Source organism: Cyclonatronum sp., from assembly GCF_022565315.1.
Lineage (GTDB): Bacteria > Bacteroidota > Rhodothermia > Balneolales > Cyclonatronaceae > Cyclonatronum.
Window position 1 is genome coordinate 13,441 of record NZ_JAIUMX010000012.1, and the last position, 18,910, is coordinate 32,350.

At 50.5% G+C, this 18,910-nt stretch carries 14 protein-coding genes; 5 read left to right on the forward strand and 9 right to left on the reverse strand.

Going from position 1 to position 18,910, the window contains the following annotated elements; genetic code table 11:
* The first annotated feature begins 35 nt into the window (after positions 1-35).
* The 3 genes from pdxH (at position 36) to LAT75_RS03865 (ending at position 3,223) form a co-directional block, all read left to right on the forward strand.
* Positions 36-689, forward strand: coding sequence for a pyridoxamine 5'-phosphate oxidase (pdxH, locus tag LAT75_RS03855; protein ID WP_291481306.1), 654 nt, complete (start codon positions 36-38; stop codon positions 687-689).
* 268 nt (positions 690-957) lie between these two features.
* Positions 958-2,592 carry a phosphoglucomutase (alpha-D-glucose-1,6-bisphosphate-dependent) gene (pgm, locus tag LAT75_RS03860; protein ID WP_291481307.1) on the forward strand — a complete coding sequence of 545 codons (1,635 nt, stop codon included), beginning with the start codon at positions 958-960 and terminating at the stop codon, positions 2,590-2,592.
* A gap of 73 nt (positions 2,593-2,665) precedes the next feature.
* On the forward strand, positions 2,666-3,223 hold the full coding sequence (locus LAT75_RS03865) for a hypothetical protein (protein WP_291481308.1): 558 nt from the start codon (positions 2,666-2,668) through the stop codon (positions 3,221-3,223).
* Positions 3,224-3,246: 23 nt separating this feature from the next.
* Here LAT75_RS03865 and brnQ read toward each other — a convergent pair whose 3' ends face one another.
* Positions 3,247-4,554, reverse strand: a complete 1,308-nt coding sequence (gene brnQ / locus LAT75_RS03870; protein WP_291481309.1) for a branched-chain amino acid transport system II carrier protein — start codon at positions 4,552-4,554, stop codon at positions 3,247-3,249.
* A gap of 256 nt (positions 4,555-4,810) precedes the next feature.
* On the opposite strand from brnQ, the gene LAT75_RS03875 reads away from it, so the two are divergent.
* Positions 4,811-7,393 carry a PAS domain S-box protein gene (locus LAT75_RS03875; RefSeq protein WP_291481310.1) on the forward strand — a complete coding sequence of 861 codons (2,583 nt, stop codon included), beginning with the start codon at positions 4,811-4,813 and terminating at the stop codon, positions 7,391-7,393.
* A gap of 35 nt (positions 7,394-7,428) precedes the next feature.
* On the opposite strand, the gene LAT75_RS03880 is transcribed toward LAT75_RS03875, so the two are convergent.
* Genes LAT75_RS03880 through LAT75_RS03910 form a run of 7 tightly spaced genes read right to left on the reverse strand, consistent with a single transcriptional unit; the run spans position 7,429 to position 16,239 of the window.
* Positions 7,429-8,682, reverse strand: a complete 1,254-nt coding sequence (locus LAT75_RS03880) for a response regulator (protein ID WP_291481311.1) — start codon at positions 8,680-8,682, stop codon at positions 7,429-7,431.
* 18 nt (positions 8,683-8,700) lie between these two features.
* Positions 8,701-9,777: a chemotaxis-specific protein-glutamate methyltransferase CheB gene (cheB, locus tag LAT75_RS03885; RefSeq protein WP_291481312.1), complete on the reverse strand. Its 1,077-nt coding sequence runs from the start codon at positions 9,775-9,777 to the stop codon at positions 8,701-8,703.
* A gap of 7 nt (positions 9,778-9,784) precedes the next feature.
* Positions 9,785-12,196, reverse strand: a complete 2,412-nt coding sequence (locus LAT75_RS03890) for a response regulator (protein ID WP_291481313.1) — start codon at positions 12,194-12,196, stop codon at positions 9,785-9,787.
* 4 nt (positions 12,197-12,200) lie between these two features.
* Positions 12,201-13,691, reverse strand: coding sequence for a methyl-accepting chemotaxis protein (locus tag LAT75_RS03895; protein ID WP_291481314.1), 1,491 nt, complete (start codon positions 13,689-13,691; stop codon positions 12,201-12,203).
* A gap of 20 nt (positions 13,692-13,711) precedes the next feature.
* Positions 13,712-14,224, reverse strand: a complete 513-nt coding sequence (locus LAT75_RS03900; protein ID WP_291481315.1) for a chemotaxis protein CheW — start codon at positions 14,222-14,224, stop codon at positions 13,712-13,714.
* 19 nt (positions 14,225-14,243) lie between these two features.
* Positions 14,244-15,743: a CheR family methyltransferase gene (locus tag LAT75_RS03905; protein ID WP_291481316.1), complete on the reverse strand. Its 1,500-nt coding sequence runs from the start codon at positions 15,741-15,743 to the stop codon at positions 14,244-14,246.
* A 10-nt stretch (positions 15,744-15,753) separates the two neighbouring features.
* A complete protein-coding gene (locus tag LAT75_RS03910) occupies positions 15,754-16,239 on the reverse strand; it encodes a chemotaxis protein CheW (protein ID WP_291481317.1) in 486 nt (161 codons plus the stop codon).
* 287 nt (positions 16,240-16,526) lie between these two features.
* Here LAT75_RS03910 and LAT75_RS03915 point away from each other — a divergent pair, with 287 nt between their 5' ends.
* Complete coding sequence (locus LAT75_RS03915) at positions 16,527-16,895, forward strand: DUF4296 domain-containing protein (RefSeq protein ID WP_291481318.1); 369 nt, start codon at positions 16,527-16,529, stop codon at positions 16,893-16,895.
* A gap of 36 nt (positions 16,896-16,931) precedes the next feature.
* Here LAT75_RS03915 and LAT75_RS03920 read toward each other — a convergent pair whose 3' ends face one another.
* A complete protein-coding gene (locus LAT75_RS03920) occupies positions 16,932-18,896 on the reverse strand; it encodes an ATP-dependent DNA helicase RecQ (protein WP_291481319.1) in 1,965 nt (654 codons plus the stop codon).
* Positions 18,897-18,910 lie beyond the last annotated feature (14 nt).

Consider the following 18,910-nt stretch of genomic DNA (forward strand, 5'->3'; position numbering starts at 1 on the left):
CACCCTGAACTACAAAAATCCAATCAAGAGAATCCATGAGCAGCTTATCCGACGAAATTGCTGATTTACGGAAAAACTACACCCTAAACTCCCTCGATATTTCAGATGTGCAGGCAAACCCGCTTGTACAGTTTCAGCAGTGGTTTGATGAAGCACTTGCATCAAAACTGCCCGAACCCAACGCCATGGTACTTGCTACTACCGACAGCACAGGCCAGCCTTCCGCCCGCGTTGTACTCCTGAAAGGACTGGATGACAGGGGCTTCCTTTTTTATACCAACTATGACAGCCGAAAAGGCCGGCAGCTTTCCGAAAACCCAAAAGCTTCGCTTTGCTTCAACTGGCTGGAGCTTGAGCGGCAGGTACGCATCGAAGGCATTACCGAGCGCTTGCCGGAAACCGAATCAGATGCCTATTTTCTTTCTCGCCCGTTTGAAAGCCGTATCGGGGCACTTGCATCAAAGCAAAGTACTGCTGTAGAAACCCGGGCTCAGCTCGAAGAAACCTACGCAGGGCTGCTCAGGAAATTCGGGGGAAAGCCGGTACCACGACCGAAGAACTGGGGCGGTTATGTGGTGCGACCGCTGCTTATCGAGTTCTGGCAGGGCCGCCCCGGCCGGCTGCACGACCGGATTGAGTACCGGAAGACCGAAGGTAACGGCTGGTCGCTAACCCGGCTTTCGCCCTGAATACCGGCAGCCACCCGCATCCGCTTCAGGCTATACAGAAACATTCCCGAATACCGGCTGAACGCCATTCAAATGCTGGTTAAATACCGGAATAAGTATATTAAAAAAAAGCAACCGGCTTCCGATTTTTGAAGATGAAGGCATACAAACAAAGCATATACGCCAAAAAAGTATTGGTTTGAACAAGTCCTATTTCGTATAATGCTATGAGATTATTTGACACTCAATCAACCTTACTGTAATCATTATTTATTCGGAGGAATTTATTTTGGCTATTCACGAATTGGCAGGTAAGCCGGCTCCAGAATCTATTTTAACCAACATTCCGCGCCTCGTCAGTAAATATTATACGCTTAAACCAGACGCCCATGATCCGGCTCAGGCTGTAAGTTTTGGTACATCAGGGCACAGAGGCTCATCCACAAATTTATCTTTTAACCAGAATCATATTTTTGCGATTTGTCAGGCCATAGCCGAGTACCGCAAGGGCAAGGAAATTCACGGCCCGCTGTACATTGGCATGGATACGCACGCGCTTTCAGAAGCCGCGCTTCAGACGGCAATCCGCGTTTTCGCAGCTAACGGCGTACATGTAATGGTTGAGAACGGAGGCGGTTATACACCAACTCCGGTTATCTCGCATGCGATCATCACATACAACAGTCAGAATCCTGAATCACCGGCTGACGGTATCGTCATCACCCCGTCTCACAACCCTCCGGAAGACGGCGGCATAAAATACAACATGACCCACGGCGGACCGGCCGATTCCAAAACTACTAAAATTATTGAGGACCGCGCCAACGACATGCTTAAAAGCGGCCTCAAAGACGTGCTCAAAATGGATTTCGAAGATTCGTTTGAGGGGCCGCACATCCATGATTACGACTACATTACCCCCTATGTGGAAGACCTCAAAAACGTGATCGATATGGAGGCCATCAGCAAGAGCGGCATCAAAATCGGCGTTGATCCGCTTGGGGGCTCAGGCATCAAATACTGGCCTGCGATTGCAGAGCGCTATGGTTTGGATCTCACGATCGTCAATAATCACGTTGATGCTTCCTTCCGGTTTATGCACGTGGATAAAGACGGCAAAATTCGCATGGACTGCTCCTCCCCTTACGCCATGGCCGGACTTATAAAATACAAAGATCAGTTCGATATCGCTTTCGGAAACGACCCTGACTATGACCGGCATGGTATCGTAACCAAAACCGGGCTCATGAATCCGAATCATTATCTTGCCGTTGCTATCTGGTATCTTTTCCAGAACAGGCCGCAGTGGTCTGAAGAGCTCAAAATCGGCAAGACTCTGGTTTCAAGCTCCATGATCGACCGCGTAGCCGCGAGCATCGACCGTGAAGTTTCAGAGGTACCGGTTGGCTTTAAATGGTTTGTTGACGGGCTGTTTAACGGGGAATACGGCTTCGGCGGAGAGGAAAGTGCCGGCGCAAGCTTCCTGAAGTTCGACGGAAAGCCGTGGTCAACCGATAAAGACGGCATCATCATGAACCTGCTTGCGGCTGAAATTCTGGCCAAAACAGGAAAGAGTCCATCCGAGCACTATGCTGAATTCGAGAAACAATTCGGCTCCCCCGTTTATGAGCGGCTTGATGCCCCTGCCTCACCGGAGCAAAAAGCTATCCTTTCCAACCTGAACGCAAACGACATCAAATCAGACACGCTAGCCGGCGAACAGATCATTGCGAAACTTACACACGCGCCCGGCAACGGCGCTGCCATCGGCGGGCTTAAGGTTGTAACCGAAAACGGCTGGTTTGCAGCGCGGCCTTCAGGCACGGAAAATATCTACAAAATCTATACAGAGAGCTTCAAAGGGAAAGAGCATCTTGCCCTGATCCAAAAAGAAGCGCAGGAACTTGTAAGCAGCTTATTTTAAGCTGCTTATCGGATTTATAAATCGATACCCTTTTCATACCCAACGCGCCGGCTCAACTGAGCCGGCTTTTTTTATGAGCAAACACCGCATCCTCACCGGCATCAAACCATTCATATACTTACTGCTGCTGCTGCTCATTGCGGGATGCCGGCAGTTTCCGGGCCATTACATCGCTTTTAACAGCTGCCTTCAGGAAAACACAACAATAGGTGAAGACTTTCTGGTAGCATATGCGGAGCTCGAAAATTTCCTGCTCGCCGAAGGGTACCTGAACGAGCCTCACCGCCCGGACTATGCCGCTTTACTGCAAGATCTTGCAACTGAAAACCGCAGCATCAGCTGGCGCAGCGCTGCTCCTCAGGTGCGTGATTTTTGGGGGCTTCAGCAGGAGATTACCTTTGGGGCATTTCCGCTATGCGCACAGCAGGTTTCAGCGGGCAGCATAGCAGATGAAGCCGGTAGCCTAAGCAGGCTTTCCTCCGTTTATGAAAAGTTTTATGATGATGAAAACGCCACTTTCAGAAATCCGGAATTATTACAGTCTCTTTCTGATGCCGTATCAGATGAAGATTTTGGTTTCCTGCTCTACCGCGCACCCCTGCTCACCTTCGTTGTGTACCTGATGGAATAAATTTCAACTATTTTCCTCTCTGCTCATCCTTTAATCCAAAAGGCTCCTTCTAATTTGCGGACCGTTGCAAACCCGCACAACATGCCGATAATACCGAATACGGCCCAAGCGAAACCGGCTTCCGCAAACGGAATCTTCAGCACCCAAGCTTCATAAACCAAGGAGCTGAATCCGGCTATATGAAGAGCTTCGGGAATACTTACTATCAATGCGCCGCTAACCGCACCCGTATAAACGAATCTGTGAGCAAACGGCCCTCCTGCCATGGTAAGCAAAATGAGTGCAATCGCCACCGGGTAAACCAGCACCAGCAGCGGATAAGCAATATTTACAATTTCAGTGACCCCGCGAGTGGCAAAAAATCCGCTGAATAATACCGTGATTACTGCCACGAGTTTGTAACTAAGGCGCTGCGTTGTTAACCGGCTAAAATACTCTGCAACCGTTGCTGTGAGCCCGATAGCAGTGGTAAGGCAGGCGATGGTAACGGCTATACCGAGAGCCAGTGCACCTCCATTACCAAGCAGCTGCTGTGTGATGCCGATTAACAGTACCGTACGCTCAACATCCGGCCCGTAGAGTTCTACAGCTGTCGCACCAAGATACATCAGCCCGCCATAAAAAATCAGCAGGCCGGCAACAGCCACACAAGCTGCAAAAAGCGTAAGCCGCGTCTGCTCTTTGGGCGATTTATACCCCTGATACACCAAAGCTGCAATCACGATTTGGGTGAAAACGAGCGAGGCAAGGGCATCCATCGTTTGGTAGCCTTCCCGGAAACCGTCGCCGAAGGGTGCTTTCAGGCTTACTTCAGCCGGGGTACCAAGCGGGTAGAATATCCCCCGAATGATTATCCAGCCGAGGGTAAGCACGAGAACCGGTGTAAGATACTTGCCGATTTTTTTTACCACCGAGTTGCGGTTCATTGCAAACCAGAGGGTGAGCCCGAAAAACAGCACTGAAAACAGCACCGGCGAAAAATCGGGCCAAATAGCTCCGGCCCCAAGCTCAAAAGCCGTAGCACCGGTTCGCGGAATGGCAAGCAGCGGACCTATCGCAAGAATTACAATGATGCTCAGCCCAACCCCAAACCAGCCGGAAACCCGCCCGCCCAGATGCTCAACCGAGCCGCCTGCTCTTGATGCCGCAAGAATACCCAGCAACGGAAGACCAATACCTGTGGCAGCAAAGCCCAAAAAAGCCCACCCCCATTTTTCACCGCCTAACAAACCCATATAGGGCGGAAAGATGAGGTTTCCGGCCCCAAAAAACATGGCAAATAAGGCAACTCCTATAATAAACGCATCACGCGTCTGCCTCGAAAACATCATGTAAATATAAAGTTAAAGGAAATTCTACATGTGGTTTGGATCCTGTATTTCGCACATACAACGTAACACTTCTGCGGCTTTCTAACCAGCTGCTTTTTCAGTTATGCTGCATTCACCACGTTGGCCGAACTTCCAATAAATAAATTGGAAAGGAGAGGTTTTTAAAGTTTGAATTTTCCTAAATTACAAAATAAGACTACTAAATTTTTACAATACTCGTATCTGCCATTAATCCGGCATTACAGAACCTTATCTTATGATCGTTTCCGACCTTTCGGCATTTCAAAATCTCCCGCTACCTTATGCACGATTCCATAAAGGTGCATCCGATACTGAAACTGAAACTGAACCCAATTATATTGCGCAATCATATAACACAGCGTTTGGTGAACTATTCGGCTTGTCACCGATGCATCCAAAAAGTTGGCTCAGCCTGCGTTTTCTGTGTATGAAACGGGGAATCGACTACTCAAGCTTAACCGAATATCTTAAACGCAATCCAAGTTCCGGTCAGGCCGAGTGCCTTACGTTTACTACAAAGCCGGGAGTAATGAGGGTTTTAAACAGCCTGCAGGTTTATGTGTGGATGGATCAGGAAAAATACCTGAACCTTTTGTTTAAAGATGAGGCGAAACAAATACTGATGCCTTACACTGGCAATCAGTCGCGTCTGGAAAAGCAACCCGTTGCTTACGATAAGCATCAGCATTTTGAACGCCCGGAACCAAATCAACCCTGCAGCTACATCTACGCTGCACCGTTCGGAACTTTCGTAACAGATGCGAACGGATGCTACCTCGACGTAAATCCCGCTGCAAGTGAACTCAGCGGGTACCCGACTGAGGAGCTGTTACAGATGCATATTACCGATATTATCGCTCCTGAAGACCTCACCTCAGCTCTTTACTTTCACGAAAAGCTAAACAAAACAGGTCGGAATGAAGGCGAATTCAGGCTGCTAAGAAAAGACGGCTCACGTGTATGGTGCTATATCTCGGCCGTGAAGTTGTCAAATGATCGTTTTTTAGGCTTCCATATCGACATAGCCAATGAAAAAAATGCAGAGCAAACCTTAGAACAGGAACGGAAACGGCTGTTTAACATCCTGCAAGGCACAAGGGTAGGTACATGGGAGTGGAACTTACAAACCGGCGAAGCCGTGCTGAATGAAATTTGGGCTTCCATAATCGGTTATGCCCCCGATGAATTAAGCTCACCCTTCCGCTATCCGGATTGGGAACAACTTGTTCACCCTAACGATTTGCCAAAAACGGTCGGGCTGCTTGAAAAAGTAATTTCAGGGGAAGAAGAAATCTACGAGTGCGAAATCAGGATGAAGCACAAAAACGGCAATTGGGTATGGGTACACGACCGGGGTTCGATTACTGAATTTGACAGCGAAGGAAAACCTTTGCTCATGTCAGGAACTCAGTCTGATATTTCGGAAAGAAAAAAATTTCAGGAGGATATGGAGCAAAGTGAGAGACACTTCAGAGCCCTTTTTGAAAATCACTCTGCCGTTAAACTGCTTATAGACCCGGATTCAAAACGGATTTTAGATGCCAATAAAGCCGCTGTTTCTTTTTATGGCTGGAAAAAAACGCGCCTGCTTGAAATGAGCATCCCTGACATCATGGTTTCTGGTTTTGATGAAGAATTATCAGCTGCGAATGAACCCGATATCGGGCAGGCTAAAACCAAACAACAGCATCTTAAAGCTGATGGCAGTATTGTGGATGTAGAAATGTATAACAGCCACATCCACCTGGACGGGCAGTTATTATTGCACACAATTGTACACGATAACAGTGCAATCGTTAAGGCGGAAAGCAGACTATTACACGAACAAGTGTTCAGCAAAGCCATTCTTGAAAGTGCTATGGACGGCATAGTTGCCTGTGATGAACTTGGAAAACTAAAACTTTTTAACCGCGTTGCCAGAGAATGGCATGACGCTGAGCCTGATGGATCTACGCCACCAAGCTGGAGTGGCAGGTACGGTTTGTTTGACAGTGAGGGGAAGAAAAAACTAACTGCTGACGAAGTTCCGCTTACGCGTGCATTCAAGGGCGAAATTTTTCAAAATGCCCTAATGTCTATCAAAGTGCCGGGCAAAGAAATCAAATACATATCGGCAAGCGGCACACCATTTTATGATAATGAAGGAAGAAAACTCGGGGCTGTTGTAATTATGCGGGATATCAGTGACCGCAAAGCACTGGAAAAACAGATCAAACTGCAGCTTCATGCGCTCAGATCCACATCAAACGCCATTGCGATAACAGATCGCGATGGTACCCTTGAGTGGGTAAATCCTGCGTGGGAGCAGCTTACCGGATTCACGGAAACTGAAGCTATCGGCCAAAACCCGCGTATTTTGAAATCCGGTAATCAGCAGAAATACTATTACGAACAACTTTGGAGTACTCTTTTAAGCGGCAAAAACTGGAAAGGTGAGCTCATCAACAAGCGAAAAGACGGCAGCACTTATTTCGAGTATCAGACCATAACGCCAATTTTTAATGAAGAAAACGAAATCACACACTTTATCGCTGTTAAACAGGATGTCACCGACCAGAAAGAGTACGAGCAAAAACTGCTCGCACAGAACGAAACCCTCAAACAAATTGCCTGGCATCAAAGCCACGTTGTACGCCGGCCTGTTGCTAATATCATGGGCTTGATTGATTTCATCAAAACTGAAAACGAACTTTCTGAGTCACAGTACACCAACATCCGTTACCTTGAAGAGGAAATCGGCAAACTCGATGAAATTGTTAAAAAAATAGTTCAGGAAGCCAACTTGATCACAGAAGGTAAGTTCAGTCTAAAAAAATAAGCCGGTTAATGCTTTAAATACAGCATCTGTGCGATTCAGAGTGAAAACCAGAAGGTTGTACCTTTATCTGTAGCCGAATCGAACCATATCTGACCGCCATGTCGGTCAATGATCCGCTTTACCGTACTAAGGCCAACGCCGGTACCGTCAAACTCGGTCTGATTGTGGAGCCGGATAAAAGGCCGGAACAGGTTCTCCGCTTTATCCATATCAAAACCGCTGCCGTTGTCTTTCACAAAGAAAATGGTCTTGTCGTTTTTGACTTCCTTACCGATGTGTATTTCCGGTTTTTCTTTCTTTTGGCTGTATTTGAGGCTGTTTTCAATCAGGTTATTCATCACAATCCGAATCAGCGGGCGGTCGGCCATAATTTCCATGCCCTCATCTATGGTCACCTCGTATTCTTTTCTGTAGGTGAGGTTGGTGAGCTCTTCAACCGTTTTTTTAGCCATTAAAGTCAGATCAATTTTCTGTAGATGAATTTCGAGGCTGGCAGATCTTGAATAGCCCAGCAGATCATTAACGAGCTGCTGCATGTTTTTTGAGGAAATCAGGATAGACTCAAGAAATGAAATGGCATCTTCGTCGAGTGCACTGCTGTAGTCATCCTTAAGCAGTTCCGTAAGCCCGATAATACCGCTCAGAGGCGATCGCAGATCGTGCGATACCGTTCGTGCAAACGATTCAAGTTCCTGATTGGCATCCTCGAGATTCGCATTGAGCTCTTCGAGCCGGCGCTGTGTTTTTATCAGCTCCTCGTTCCGGCTGATGGCAGCTTCATAAACCGATAGCAGTAAATCCAGAATCTGCTTTTTATCAGAGTTGATTTCAAACTTCTGATTCTGAAACACAATCTCGATGCTCATATCCCCCGAGCCCATGCGCCGCACATGCCGGTTGGCAATCAGGTAGCTGATGCGCGACATCAGGTAGGCATCTTCGTAGGGTTTTGTGATGAAATTATCAGCCCCGGCCTGCAGGCCTTTGATGATATCCATAGGGTCGCCAAGTGATGTAAGCAGGATAAACGGCACATCCCGCAGGGCCTCATCCTCCTTCACTTTCCTGCAGAATTCGTAACCATCCATTACAGGCATCATCACATCACTAATGATAAGGTCTGGTTTCTGCTGCCGCGCCTGTGCGAGTGCTTCCTGCCCGTCTTTACAGGCTACAGCCCTGATTTTTTTGGTATCAAAAAAACGCTTCAGCTTTTTTGCCTGCACCAGGGAGTCTTCAGCCAACAGTACATAGCCCTTTTCAAAAGATTGCTCAATCAGATAATTCATAACACATGTTGGGTTTAGTTATTTAAGCTCATTTAATTTGCCGGCTATGAGTTCCGGCGGCAATACAAGGGTTGCACCTCCTTTGCTTACTACCGAACCGGGCATCCCAAAAACCAGGCAACTTTCTTCATTTTGCACCAGCGTTAACGCTCCGGCCCGCTTCAGAGCAATCATTTCGTCGGCACCGTCTCTGCCCATTCCGGACAGCATTACCGCCACGGTATTGGAACCAAAAGTACGCTCAGCACTTTCAAACAAAACCGAAACGGAAGGCCGGTGCCCTTTATGAGCCTCCCCTGAAGTGAGCGTTAGGCTGGTTCGGCTCTTCAGCTCAAGGTGCGTTCCACCGGGGGCAATGTAAACAGTTCCTGCGCTCATTTTTTGGTCTTTTTCGGCAATACAAACCTTTAGCGCTGTATGTGTATCAAGCCACTTACAATAGGTGTCCGTAAACTGTTCGTGTATGTGCTGCACTACGAGAATCGGGAACGGGAAGCTTTCCGGAATTCCTCCAAGTACGCTGCGAAGGGCTTCAGGACCGCCCGCTGAGGCGCCAATCACAACAATTTTCCTGAATTCGTCTCCAAATGCCTTCGTATGAGATACTTCCGTCGGGCTCATTTTTTCAGTGCGGGGTATCGCTTTGGGTGCCGCAGATTTGCGCCTCACCACTTTTACACCTGCCATATTCCTGAGCATGCGCAGGTACAGAGCAGACGAGCGGCCATAATTTTCGTGTCCCGGACCATTAGGTTTCGGCATAATGTACACAGCCCCTGCGGCCATGGCCCTAACTGCAAGCTCTTTCTCTGAGTCGTTATATAAACTGCTCACAATCAGGATGGGAACCGGTTCCTGCTGCATGATAAGCAGGGTTGCTTCGATGCCATCCATAACCGGCATATGTATATCCATGCTAACCACATCCGGGCGCAGTTCCCGAATCATCTTGAGGGCTGTCTGCCCGTCGTTGGCCATACCCGCTACTTCAAAACCCGGATCAGATTCAATAATTCGCTGATGAAGCCTTCGGCTTGTGATGCTGTCATCAACAATGAGTACCCGTATTTTGGTTGCCGCTGCGGAGCTGTTCATAAAGCCTTTACACTAACCTTTTGATGGTATCGATGAGGTTGCTTTCCCTGAAATTACTTTTAACAATATAAGCATTTGCCCCCGCATCCATACCGCGGTTCCGGTCATCGGGGGTTTCAAGGGCAGTTACAATGATAACCGGCAGATCCTGCAGCGCGCTCTGCTTTCTGATCTGAGCCGTAAGTTCAAAGCCGTTCATTCGGGGCATTTCCACATCAGTAACTACAACATCGAAGGTGCCGGTCATCAGTTTTTCGAAGCCATCCTGCCCGTCGAAGGCCGTAGTTACTTCGCAGCCGGCAAGCTCAAGGTAGTTCCGCATGGTGTTGCGGATGGTGATGGAATCTTCGGCTACGAGCACCCTCGTTTTCTGCTCCGGTTTTTCTGCCGTGGCAGCATCCCCGCTGCGAACCTGAAGCCCGAGGCCGGCCGCGCTCACAAATAACTCTGAGGGCCTGAGCACCGGCACTATACGGCCGTCGCCCATCAGGCAGGCACCTTCAACATGTTTCACCCACCGCAGCATCGCGCCCAGCGGCTTCACGATACCCTCATGCTCGCCCAAAATAGTATCAACCAGAAAAATGAGGCGGCGGCCTTCCCGCTCAAGGAGCAGCCCGGTCATCATCGGCCCACCAGGCTTGCGCTCCCTGCTGCTCAGCCCCAACACGGCAGAAAGCTTCACCAGGGCAACCGTGTGCCCGCCTGTCTGAACCACGCTCTTTGACTCTACGGTTTTCACGCGTGAGGCATCAACCCTAACCGCACGGCTTACGGCCTGTGCCGGCATCAGGAAGAGCTCAGATGCGCTTTCAACCAGAATACCCTGAAAGGTTGCGAGTGTTTGCGGCAGGGTGATTACAAACCGTGTACCCCTGCCGGGCTCGCTTTCCACATCAATCGTGCCGCCCATGTTGGTGATCTTCTCCAGAACAATGGCCATACCGAGTCCGCGGCCCGAAACATCGGTAATCATGCGGCTTGTGGTAACACCCGATGCAAAAATGAGCCGGTTTATTTCCGCCGTGCTTATTTCCTGAAGGGCCTCTTTCGAAACTGCCCCCGATTTGCGGGCAGCCTCGAGCAAGCGCTCCCGGTTGATGCCTGCACCGTCATCTTCAATAACAATCTGAACTTTACGGCCGTCGGCTTTGCCTACCTTAACCGCAAGCTTTCCCATTTCGGACTTGCCAGCCTTTTTCCGCTCAGCCTTTGGCTCAATGCCGTGATCTACGCTGTTGCGGATGAGATGAATCAGCGGATCTTTGAGTTGTTCCAGAATACGGCGGTCGAGCTCGGTTTCCGCACCTGAGATCGCTATTTCCACTTCTTTGCCGCTGCTTTTAGAAAGATCGCGCACCAGCCGGGGCACAACGGCGAAGAGTACCGAAAACGGCTGCAGCAGGGTGTGCCGCATATGTTCAACCAGCTCGTCGATATTTCGGCCGGAGCGCCGCTGATGCGCGCTGAGCTCATCTGAGAGCCGGGCCAGCCGCCCGGCTGAGGAGCGTAAATCCTGAATGGTCTTCCGCAGGGCAACCCGCTCATCGGGCAGCGTTGCCTGCCGGTTATCCGTGAGTTCTTCTTCCAGCCGGGCTCTCAGCCGGGCAAGCTCCGCTGCACTTTCCCCGAACTCATCCGCGTGCCAGCGCAGAATATTCCTGCTTGTAATCATTTCTTCGGCAAGGTTCAGAATTTCGAGCAGCCGGGTTACGGGTACCCGAACCGTCTCATTTTCAGAAACGCCCCGGCCGCTTGTATTTACAGCACTGAAATCAGCGGGAGCCGCATCCTGCTGTGCTTCCGGCCCGGCTTCAGAAGGAGTTTGCTGTGTCTGCGGCTGCCGCTGCTCTTGTTCTTCCTTTTTTTGGTGTGTGTGTTTTTCGGGTGATGGCTTCTGAGGCCTTAGCTGTGCTTCGGGCGGTTCCGGCTCCGGCACTGACTCACCGGCAGCCGGTTGAGATTTAACTCTCGCGGGCTGCGGTTCCTGCTCAGCTCGCCCTTTCTTCACATTCCTGATGGCCTGCACCCGGCCAATCATCAGGTTGAAATCATTCTGAGAAACTGACTTCAGAGGCTTGTCTATTTCGCCGAGCAGGGCTGCGAGCATGTCCGTTGCGGGGTATAGCACATCAAACATAGCCGGATGCAGTGTGAGCTTCTTGTTTTTTACTTCATGAAAAACACCCTCAAGCACCATAGCGAGCTGCTCCAGGCGCTGCAGGTTTACCGCCCGCGCAGCACCCTTCATGCTGTGAATCACCCGGAAAACCTCTTCCGTTTTGGTGGGATTTCCGCCTGAATCAGCTGATTTTTCCAGCTCAAGCAGTCCGTCTCCGATCACCTGAAGGTGCTCGGCAGCTTCCAGCTTAAAGTCTTCCAGCAGTTCTTTCAGGAATTCTTCGTCAGAAGTACTCATACCTTCAGAGCCTGTATTTTTCTATAATCTGCTCCAAATTACGGGCAAGTTCGTTCAGTTCCTGAATCGCCTGCTGTGTCTGCCGGCTGCCGCTTACGTTCTGATCGCTTGCCACGCGTATGTTTTCCATAGCCGGGGCAATCTGCTCCATACCAGCGAGCTGCTGCTGACTCGATGAGGAAATCTGCACAGAGGCATCGAGGGCTTCATCAATACTTTCAATGAGCGCCTCCATAATGCGGCGCTCTTCCATTACCGTGCGACTGCCTTCCTCTACGGTAGTAGTCCCGGTACGGATGGCTTCTGCCGTATCGCTCACTGACTTTTGAATATCGTTGAGGATGCTCTTGATTTGCGCGGCTGATTTCTTGGACTGTTCGGCCAGGCTCTTGATTTCCTGCGCCACAACAGAAAAGCCTTTGCCATGCTCGCCCGCTTTTGCGGCTTCGATTGATGCATTCACAGCCAGCAGATTCGACTGATCGGCAATATCTGATACAGTAGTCGTGATTTCGCCAATAGAGCGGTTTTGCTCGGAGAGGCGTGTGATGGCTTTCTGAACGACCTTCATCTGCTGGTCAATTTTATTCATGCCGTCAACCATAAGCCTTGATGCTTCGAGGCCCTGATCTCCCATACTTGCTGATTTCTTCGAGGTCTCCTGTAGGTTCCGCGCACGGTCGCTCGCTACTGAGGCCGTTTGCCGCACCTCCTCAACCGTTGAGGTCGTTTCCGCAATGGCCGTAGCCGTTTCCGTTGCCCCGGTTGAAATTTCAGTAACCGTAGTCTGAATTTCAGCGGCTGAAGTGCCCAGTACCTGAATACTGCTTTTCAGCTCGGTTGTGATACGCCGCATGGTGCGGTACAGCAGAAAAGCGGATGCCATAATGAGACCAATCAGCAAAATAGCTGATAAAATCATGGCGCGCGCACTTGAAGCTTTCTGCGCATCGGCCTCAATTCTGATTTCTTCCCGTTCCTCCATTATCACATCCTGCAACGCTCCTAAGGCTGCGAAAACAGTTTCATAGGAATCAAAATCATCAGCGCTGAATGCCTGAATGGCCGTACCCGTACCGGCAACCGCAGAGCGAAGCTGCTGACTATTTTGCTCGTACTCATCAATCAGCGAATTTAAGTGGGGCAGCAATCCGAAAATTTCGGCGTTTATTGCAGGTCTGTTCACCGCAGCCTGCTGAAGCCGCTGTGTTGCCTCCTTCAGGCGGCGAATCTGAACTTCGCTCTCGGCCGTTTTGGTTTCCCGCAGATCAGCAGCCACAACCGCTTCAAACTGCAAGATGAATATCCTGGACGTCAGGTTTGAGATAAGATCGGCCTGATCAAAAAGCTCTGTAAGCTCCTCAAGTTCATCAGCTGATTCTCCAAGCCTGATTAAATTATTATTCAGGTAGATGAACGTGAGCGCAAATACGGATACCAGTGCAACTGCAAAGGCAATGATGCGTCCGGTAAAACTTAGGTTGAAGAAATTCATAGCACTGTACTGATTAAATATTAATGATCAACGATTAATTGCCGGCTTTTGAGCAGCGCCCTGCCGTCGAGTAAAATGGTGTATTCATCAGCCATGCCGGCTATCAGCTCAGAGCCAAGGCGGCTCACTGTAGCAGGGGCTTCGCGTATATCTTTCTGAAGGATGAACTCAGAGCCCAAAATGCGGTCGCAAAGCAGGCCGAACTCCATGCTGCCATCACGCAGAAGCAGCACCTTGTTCATTTCCGTAAGGCCTGTTTCGTGTATGCCCAGCAGTTTTTTGAGGTTCACCACCGGCACAAGGGTACTCCGGAAATTGATGACGCCCATCACAAACGCAGGGGTACCCGGTATGGATGTAAGGTCGCGCAGGGAGAACACTTCATGAACGCAGGAGGCCTCAATGGCAAAGGTTTCGGGGTAGAGCAGGAAACGAATCACCGAAATGCGCTCACCCGGCTCTTCTTTGCGAAGCGGCTCAGCTAATTTCCTGGCCCGTTTTTTAAGAATTTCGAGGCTGTTAGCAGTATGCATCACATCAATACATTACAAATTATGAGGTTTCAGAGAGAGCCATACGACGCAGGCTTCCGGCTGAGAGGCCGTCCAGCTCGGGCAAGGACTCGGCATCATCAAGCAGGTCAATCAGCGAAAGCAGGCGGCGGAGGTGTTTCTGACTGAGCTCCGTTTTGCCCAAATGAGTGAGCAAACGACTTCGGGTAAAAAGAGCGCTTTTATTATCGGGTTCCAGATACAGCACTTTCACCAGCTGTGCATCTGCTTCTTCCGTACGCCCCTGCTCGGCAAGGATGTCGGCAAGCAGCAGCAGCATCGCGGGGTAGTCAGGCCGGGTGGTAAGAATGCCGGTAAGCTGCTGTTCCGCCTCAGCGTAACGGCCGGTATTGGCATATGCACGGGCCAGCATCTCCCCGACCAGCACAGAGTACCCGTGTTCTTCTACATAGCGCTCTGCAACCTTGATACACTGCGCGTAATTTTGGGCTTCAAACAAACTGCGGATCTGACTTAGACTGAGCATTGCCTTTTTCTCAGCTAAGTACTTTTCATTTCCCGGCAGCGGAGTTACCCGCTTTGCAACAGCCCGCCTTCTCTCATCCGATGTTTCCTCCTGCCGTTTGGGCCTGTTGCCCGGAGTGAGTTTTTTTAGCGGAACGGGGTAATTTTCAACAGGCGGAAGCTGAATGGATACGGCTTTGTTTGATTTCTGGTAGAAGAGTCCGGTGCCATGCTGACGCCTCACAAACAGACCGAAATACACTTCGTTCAGCTCTACCTGACTTGTAACAAACCACCCTTCAGCTGTAAGCGCCTCCCAAAAGCGTGCCGCCACAGCCTCAATAACTTCCGGACTGAAATACATCAGCACGTTGCGGCAGAAAATGATGTCGCAGCTGCCGGGGTACGGCACAACCGGCGCGTAGCTTTCCCCGATGAGGTTCAGCTGCTGAAACGTTACCATCTTTTTGATTTCGGGGATGAGCTCAAAAGTATCGCCCTTCTTTATGAAATACCGTTCTTTGATGAACTCCGGGGTATCGCGAAACGACCAGCTCCGATAACGTGCTGCCTTTGCTTTTTGGAGGGCAGCGGCGTTCAGGTCAGTGGCGGTAATCCGGATATCCCATTTGTCAAGATCAGGGAGAAACTCTTTTAGGGTCATGGCGATGCTGTAGGGCTCCTCACCACTGCTGCAGCCGGCACTCCAGATGCGAAGCTGCCGGAACTTCGGGTGAGTTGCCTCACTGCGTGGTTTCAGCAGTTCGTTTCTAAGCAGGGTGAAAGCGGCTTTCTCCCGGAAAAAGTAGGTTTCACCGACAGTCAGGTTTTGGGTAAGGGCTTCATATTCTGAAGCGGAAAGCCTATCGGATGAAAGCCACTCCAGTACAGCAGAGGGCCGGGGGCTTCGCTGAAGTGCAATTGCTGCCCGGCTGAGATGGTGCTCCATGCTCTTCCACTGCGACCGTTTGAAGTCGAGCCCAAAGTGACGATGCACATGGCATGCAAGTTTCTGATGTACCGAATCCTGTTCCATTGAGGATCGCTTAGCTTTCGGAATATTTTTCCATGAGACCTTCGAGATAATGCTGAAGCCTTTCGGTTAGAAGCTGCTCAGCGCGGTAAAGGAGCAAAATCCCGCTGTCATCCCGCATAACTTTTGCCCTTTCAAGGTGAACTTCAGAAAGTGCAGCAAGATCAGCCTCCGTATCAGCTTTGGTGAGGCCTTTTTTCTCCAGCACTCCTTCAACTGTATCGGCTAAAAGGGCAAGCAGGGTGCCGTCCCTTTGCTTAACAAGGATGAAAACATCCTGTACTTCGAGCGGTTTCGCGGTCGCGCCAAACCGTTTTCTCAGATTCAGAACCGGCACAAGCAACTGATGGTATTCGAAAACACCTTCGATTTCAACAGGCGAATCCGGTATGGGAGTCACATACACAGCATGAATCACCTTCTCAACTTCCTCGACTTTAAGTGCCAGCCGCTGATCTTCTACAGTAAAAGTAAAATATTGATTATTTTTTAGATACAATTTAATTTAACACCTCTGCACAACTTCTTTTTCCTGTCATTAACCAATAAATATTGCGCATCTGTAATTTTAATTTGGCTACTTCGCAAATACCATGATTTCAATACCATAAGACCTTCTAAAGTACCACAATTGGCAATAGTTACCAAAACACAATTACGTAATAGTACTTACAAGTACACTTGCGGCTTCCGTTTAATCATCAATCAGACCAGGTGTGCGCCAGGCATAAAGATTTGTTCAAAAAACCTTAGTTTCACGAATCCACAGCAATTAATACTCACTCCATGTTTTTTGAACGCATCAAACTGAAAGCGGCAGGCTTCCTCATCCTCACTTTTGTGCTACTTGGCGGACTCGCCGCCTGTAATCAGCAGCCCGACGACCTTATTCCCGAGGAAATCTATATTGATCTGCTCGTTGAGTTTGAGCTCATAAACTTTCTGTATGGCACTGAGGCTGACAGCCTTGCACAGCGTGAGTTTCTGAACCTGTTGTTTAACAGTTACAACATTAGCCCGGATCAATTCGACCGCTCACACGCATGGTACGAGCGGGATATTGATGCACAGATTCAGCGAAAACGCCGGGCTGTTGATCGCATCAATGAGGCTTACGGTCAGGTGCATTCACGCAGCCGGGAACAGGTTGATTAAGCGGGATATGATTCTGAGGGCAACACACAGGATGACCTAAACCAGCTCATAAAACGCCCCCGTATCGATTCTTATCTGCCGCACAAGGCGTTCCCGCATAAGCTGATTGAGGCATCCCCGCAGCTCTTTGGGTTTGATGCCGGTTTCCTGTGCAAGTCCGTGAATATGCAGCTGTTTGTTTTTGCGCAGGGCAAACAGGATGCGCCGGATCTGCCCGCTTTCTTTTTGGATGACTTCTGCATCAGGCTTTCGCTCTTTTTTCACGCAGTTATCGCAGGTGCCGCAGCGCGGCGGACTCACCTCCCCGAAGTAGGTGCGCAGGAAGCGGCTGCGGCAGTCGGAGGTTTCACAGTAGGCCTGCATGTGCTTTAGTTTTGTAATGAGGATCTCCCGATACTGCTCCACAACCTTGCTGTCCATTGGCGGCTTCACCTCACGGCTTTCGGTGATGCGCACCATAGGGTCGCCGTTGAGCACCCGCGCCACGAGCAGCTGCTCGCGCTGCAGCACTTCCAGCCCCGCGATAATGCGGGTTACGGTGAAACCCGTTTTATCAGATACGTAACGGGCAGGCACCCAAGCCATCTGATCCAGGCTTTCGGGACCAAAAAGCCGGAAAATATCCATCACGAAATTTCTTTTTTTCTCGCTGTAGCGGGCATCAGCGGTTATCTGCCGGATCAGGCCGAGGTCCATCATAAACTGAACGCCGATCTGCCGGCCCGGCTCGCTGCTAAGTTCGAATAGCTCAAGCCGCTGAAAAATGCGGAGAGCGGCAAGAATTTTCCCGGTGCCGAAGCCGCTTCGCTGCTCCACACTTTTGAGGTCGAGCATCTCCGCGCGATCCATGCCGGAGCCTTCGGCGAGCTGCAGGGTATCGCACACGCAGTTGTAGATTTTGAGCAGCTGCGGCCGGGTCGGGTAGCTGTCTTCGATCTGCTGCCGCATTACCGTGAAGGCATGCGGGTTATAGAGCAGTACGGGGTAGCCGATCTGCCCGTCGCGGCCGGCCCTGCCCGCCTCCTGATAGTAGGCCTCGAGCGAACCGGGCGCATCGTAGTGAATCACGTAACGGCAGTCGGGCTTGTCGATGCCCATGCCGAATGCGTTGGTTGCCACCACAAGCGGCACCTTGCCTTTCACCCATTGCTCCTGAACGAGACTGCGCTGCTCGGCGCTCAGCCCCGCATGATAGGGCTTTACCGGGCGCCCGCTCACTTTTTGCAGCTGTGAGGAAAGCTCGTTACAGCCCTTGCGCGTGCCCGCGTAGATCAGCCCGGAGCCCTGATGCCGTTTTACCATGCGCTGCACGGCATGGATGCGGTCATCCCCGTAATACACCCACCAGTGCAGGTTGGGCCGTTCAAATCCTTTGGAAATCACGTTCGGTTCCTGAAACCCCAGCACTTTCAGGATGTCGTCCCGCACTTCGGGCGTTGCCGTTGCGGTGAGGGCCACCCAGCGGACCCTGCCGGCCACGGGCTCCAGGTTTTCGCGTATGCTGCGGTAGGAAGGCCGGAAATCATGCCCCCATTCCGAGATACAGTGCGCTTCGTCGATGGCGATGAGCGCGGGCTTCAGGTTGAGCAGCTCGTACTGAAACAGCGGAGTCGCCAGCCGCTCGGGTGCCATGTAGAGCAGGCGGTACATGCCGTTTCGGGCGTTAATCAGCCGCTGCTCGATTTCCTGTTTGCTGATGGTACTATTGATGAAGGTCGCCCGGATGTTCCGGCTGTTGAGCTGTTCTACCTGATCTTCCATCAGCGCCACAAGCGGCGAGATCACAATGGTGAGGCCTTCGAGCACGAGCGCCGGCACCTGATAGCAGAGCGATTTCCCCCCGCCGGTCGGGAAAAGCACGAGCGTATCGCGCCCGGAAAGCACCGATTTTACGACATCATCCTGACCCGGGCGGAATTTCTCAAATCCCCAGAATTTGTGCAGGGCCTGCTCTGCCCTGCCAAAAAACTCTTCTGCCTGCCCTGTGGGGATTTCAATCATATAGGGTGATGTGT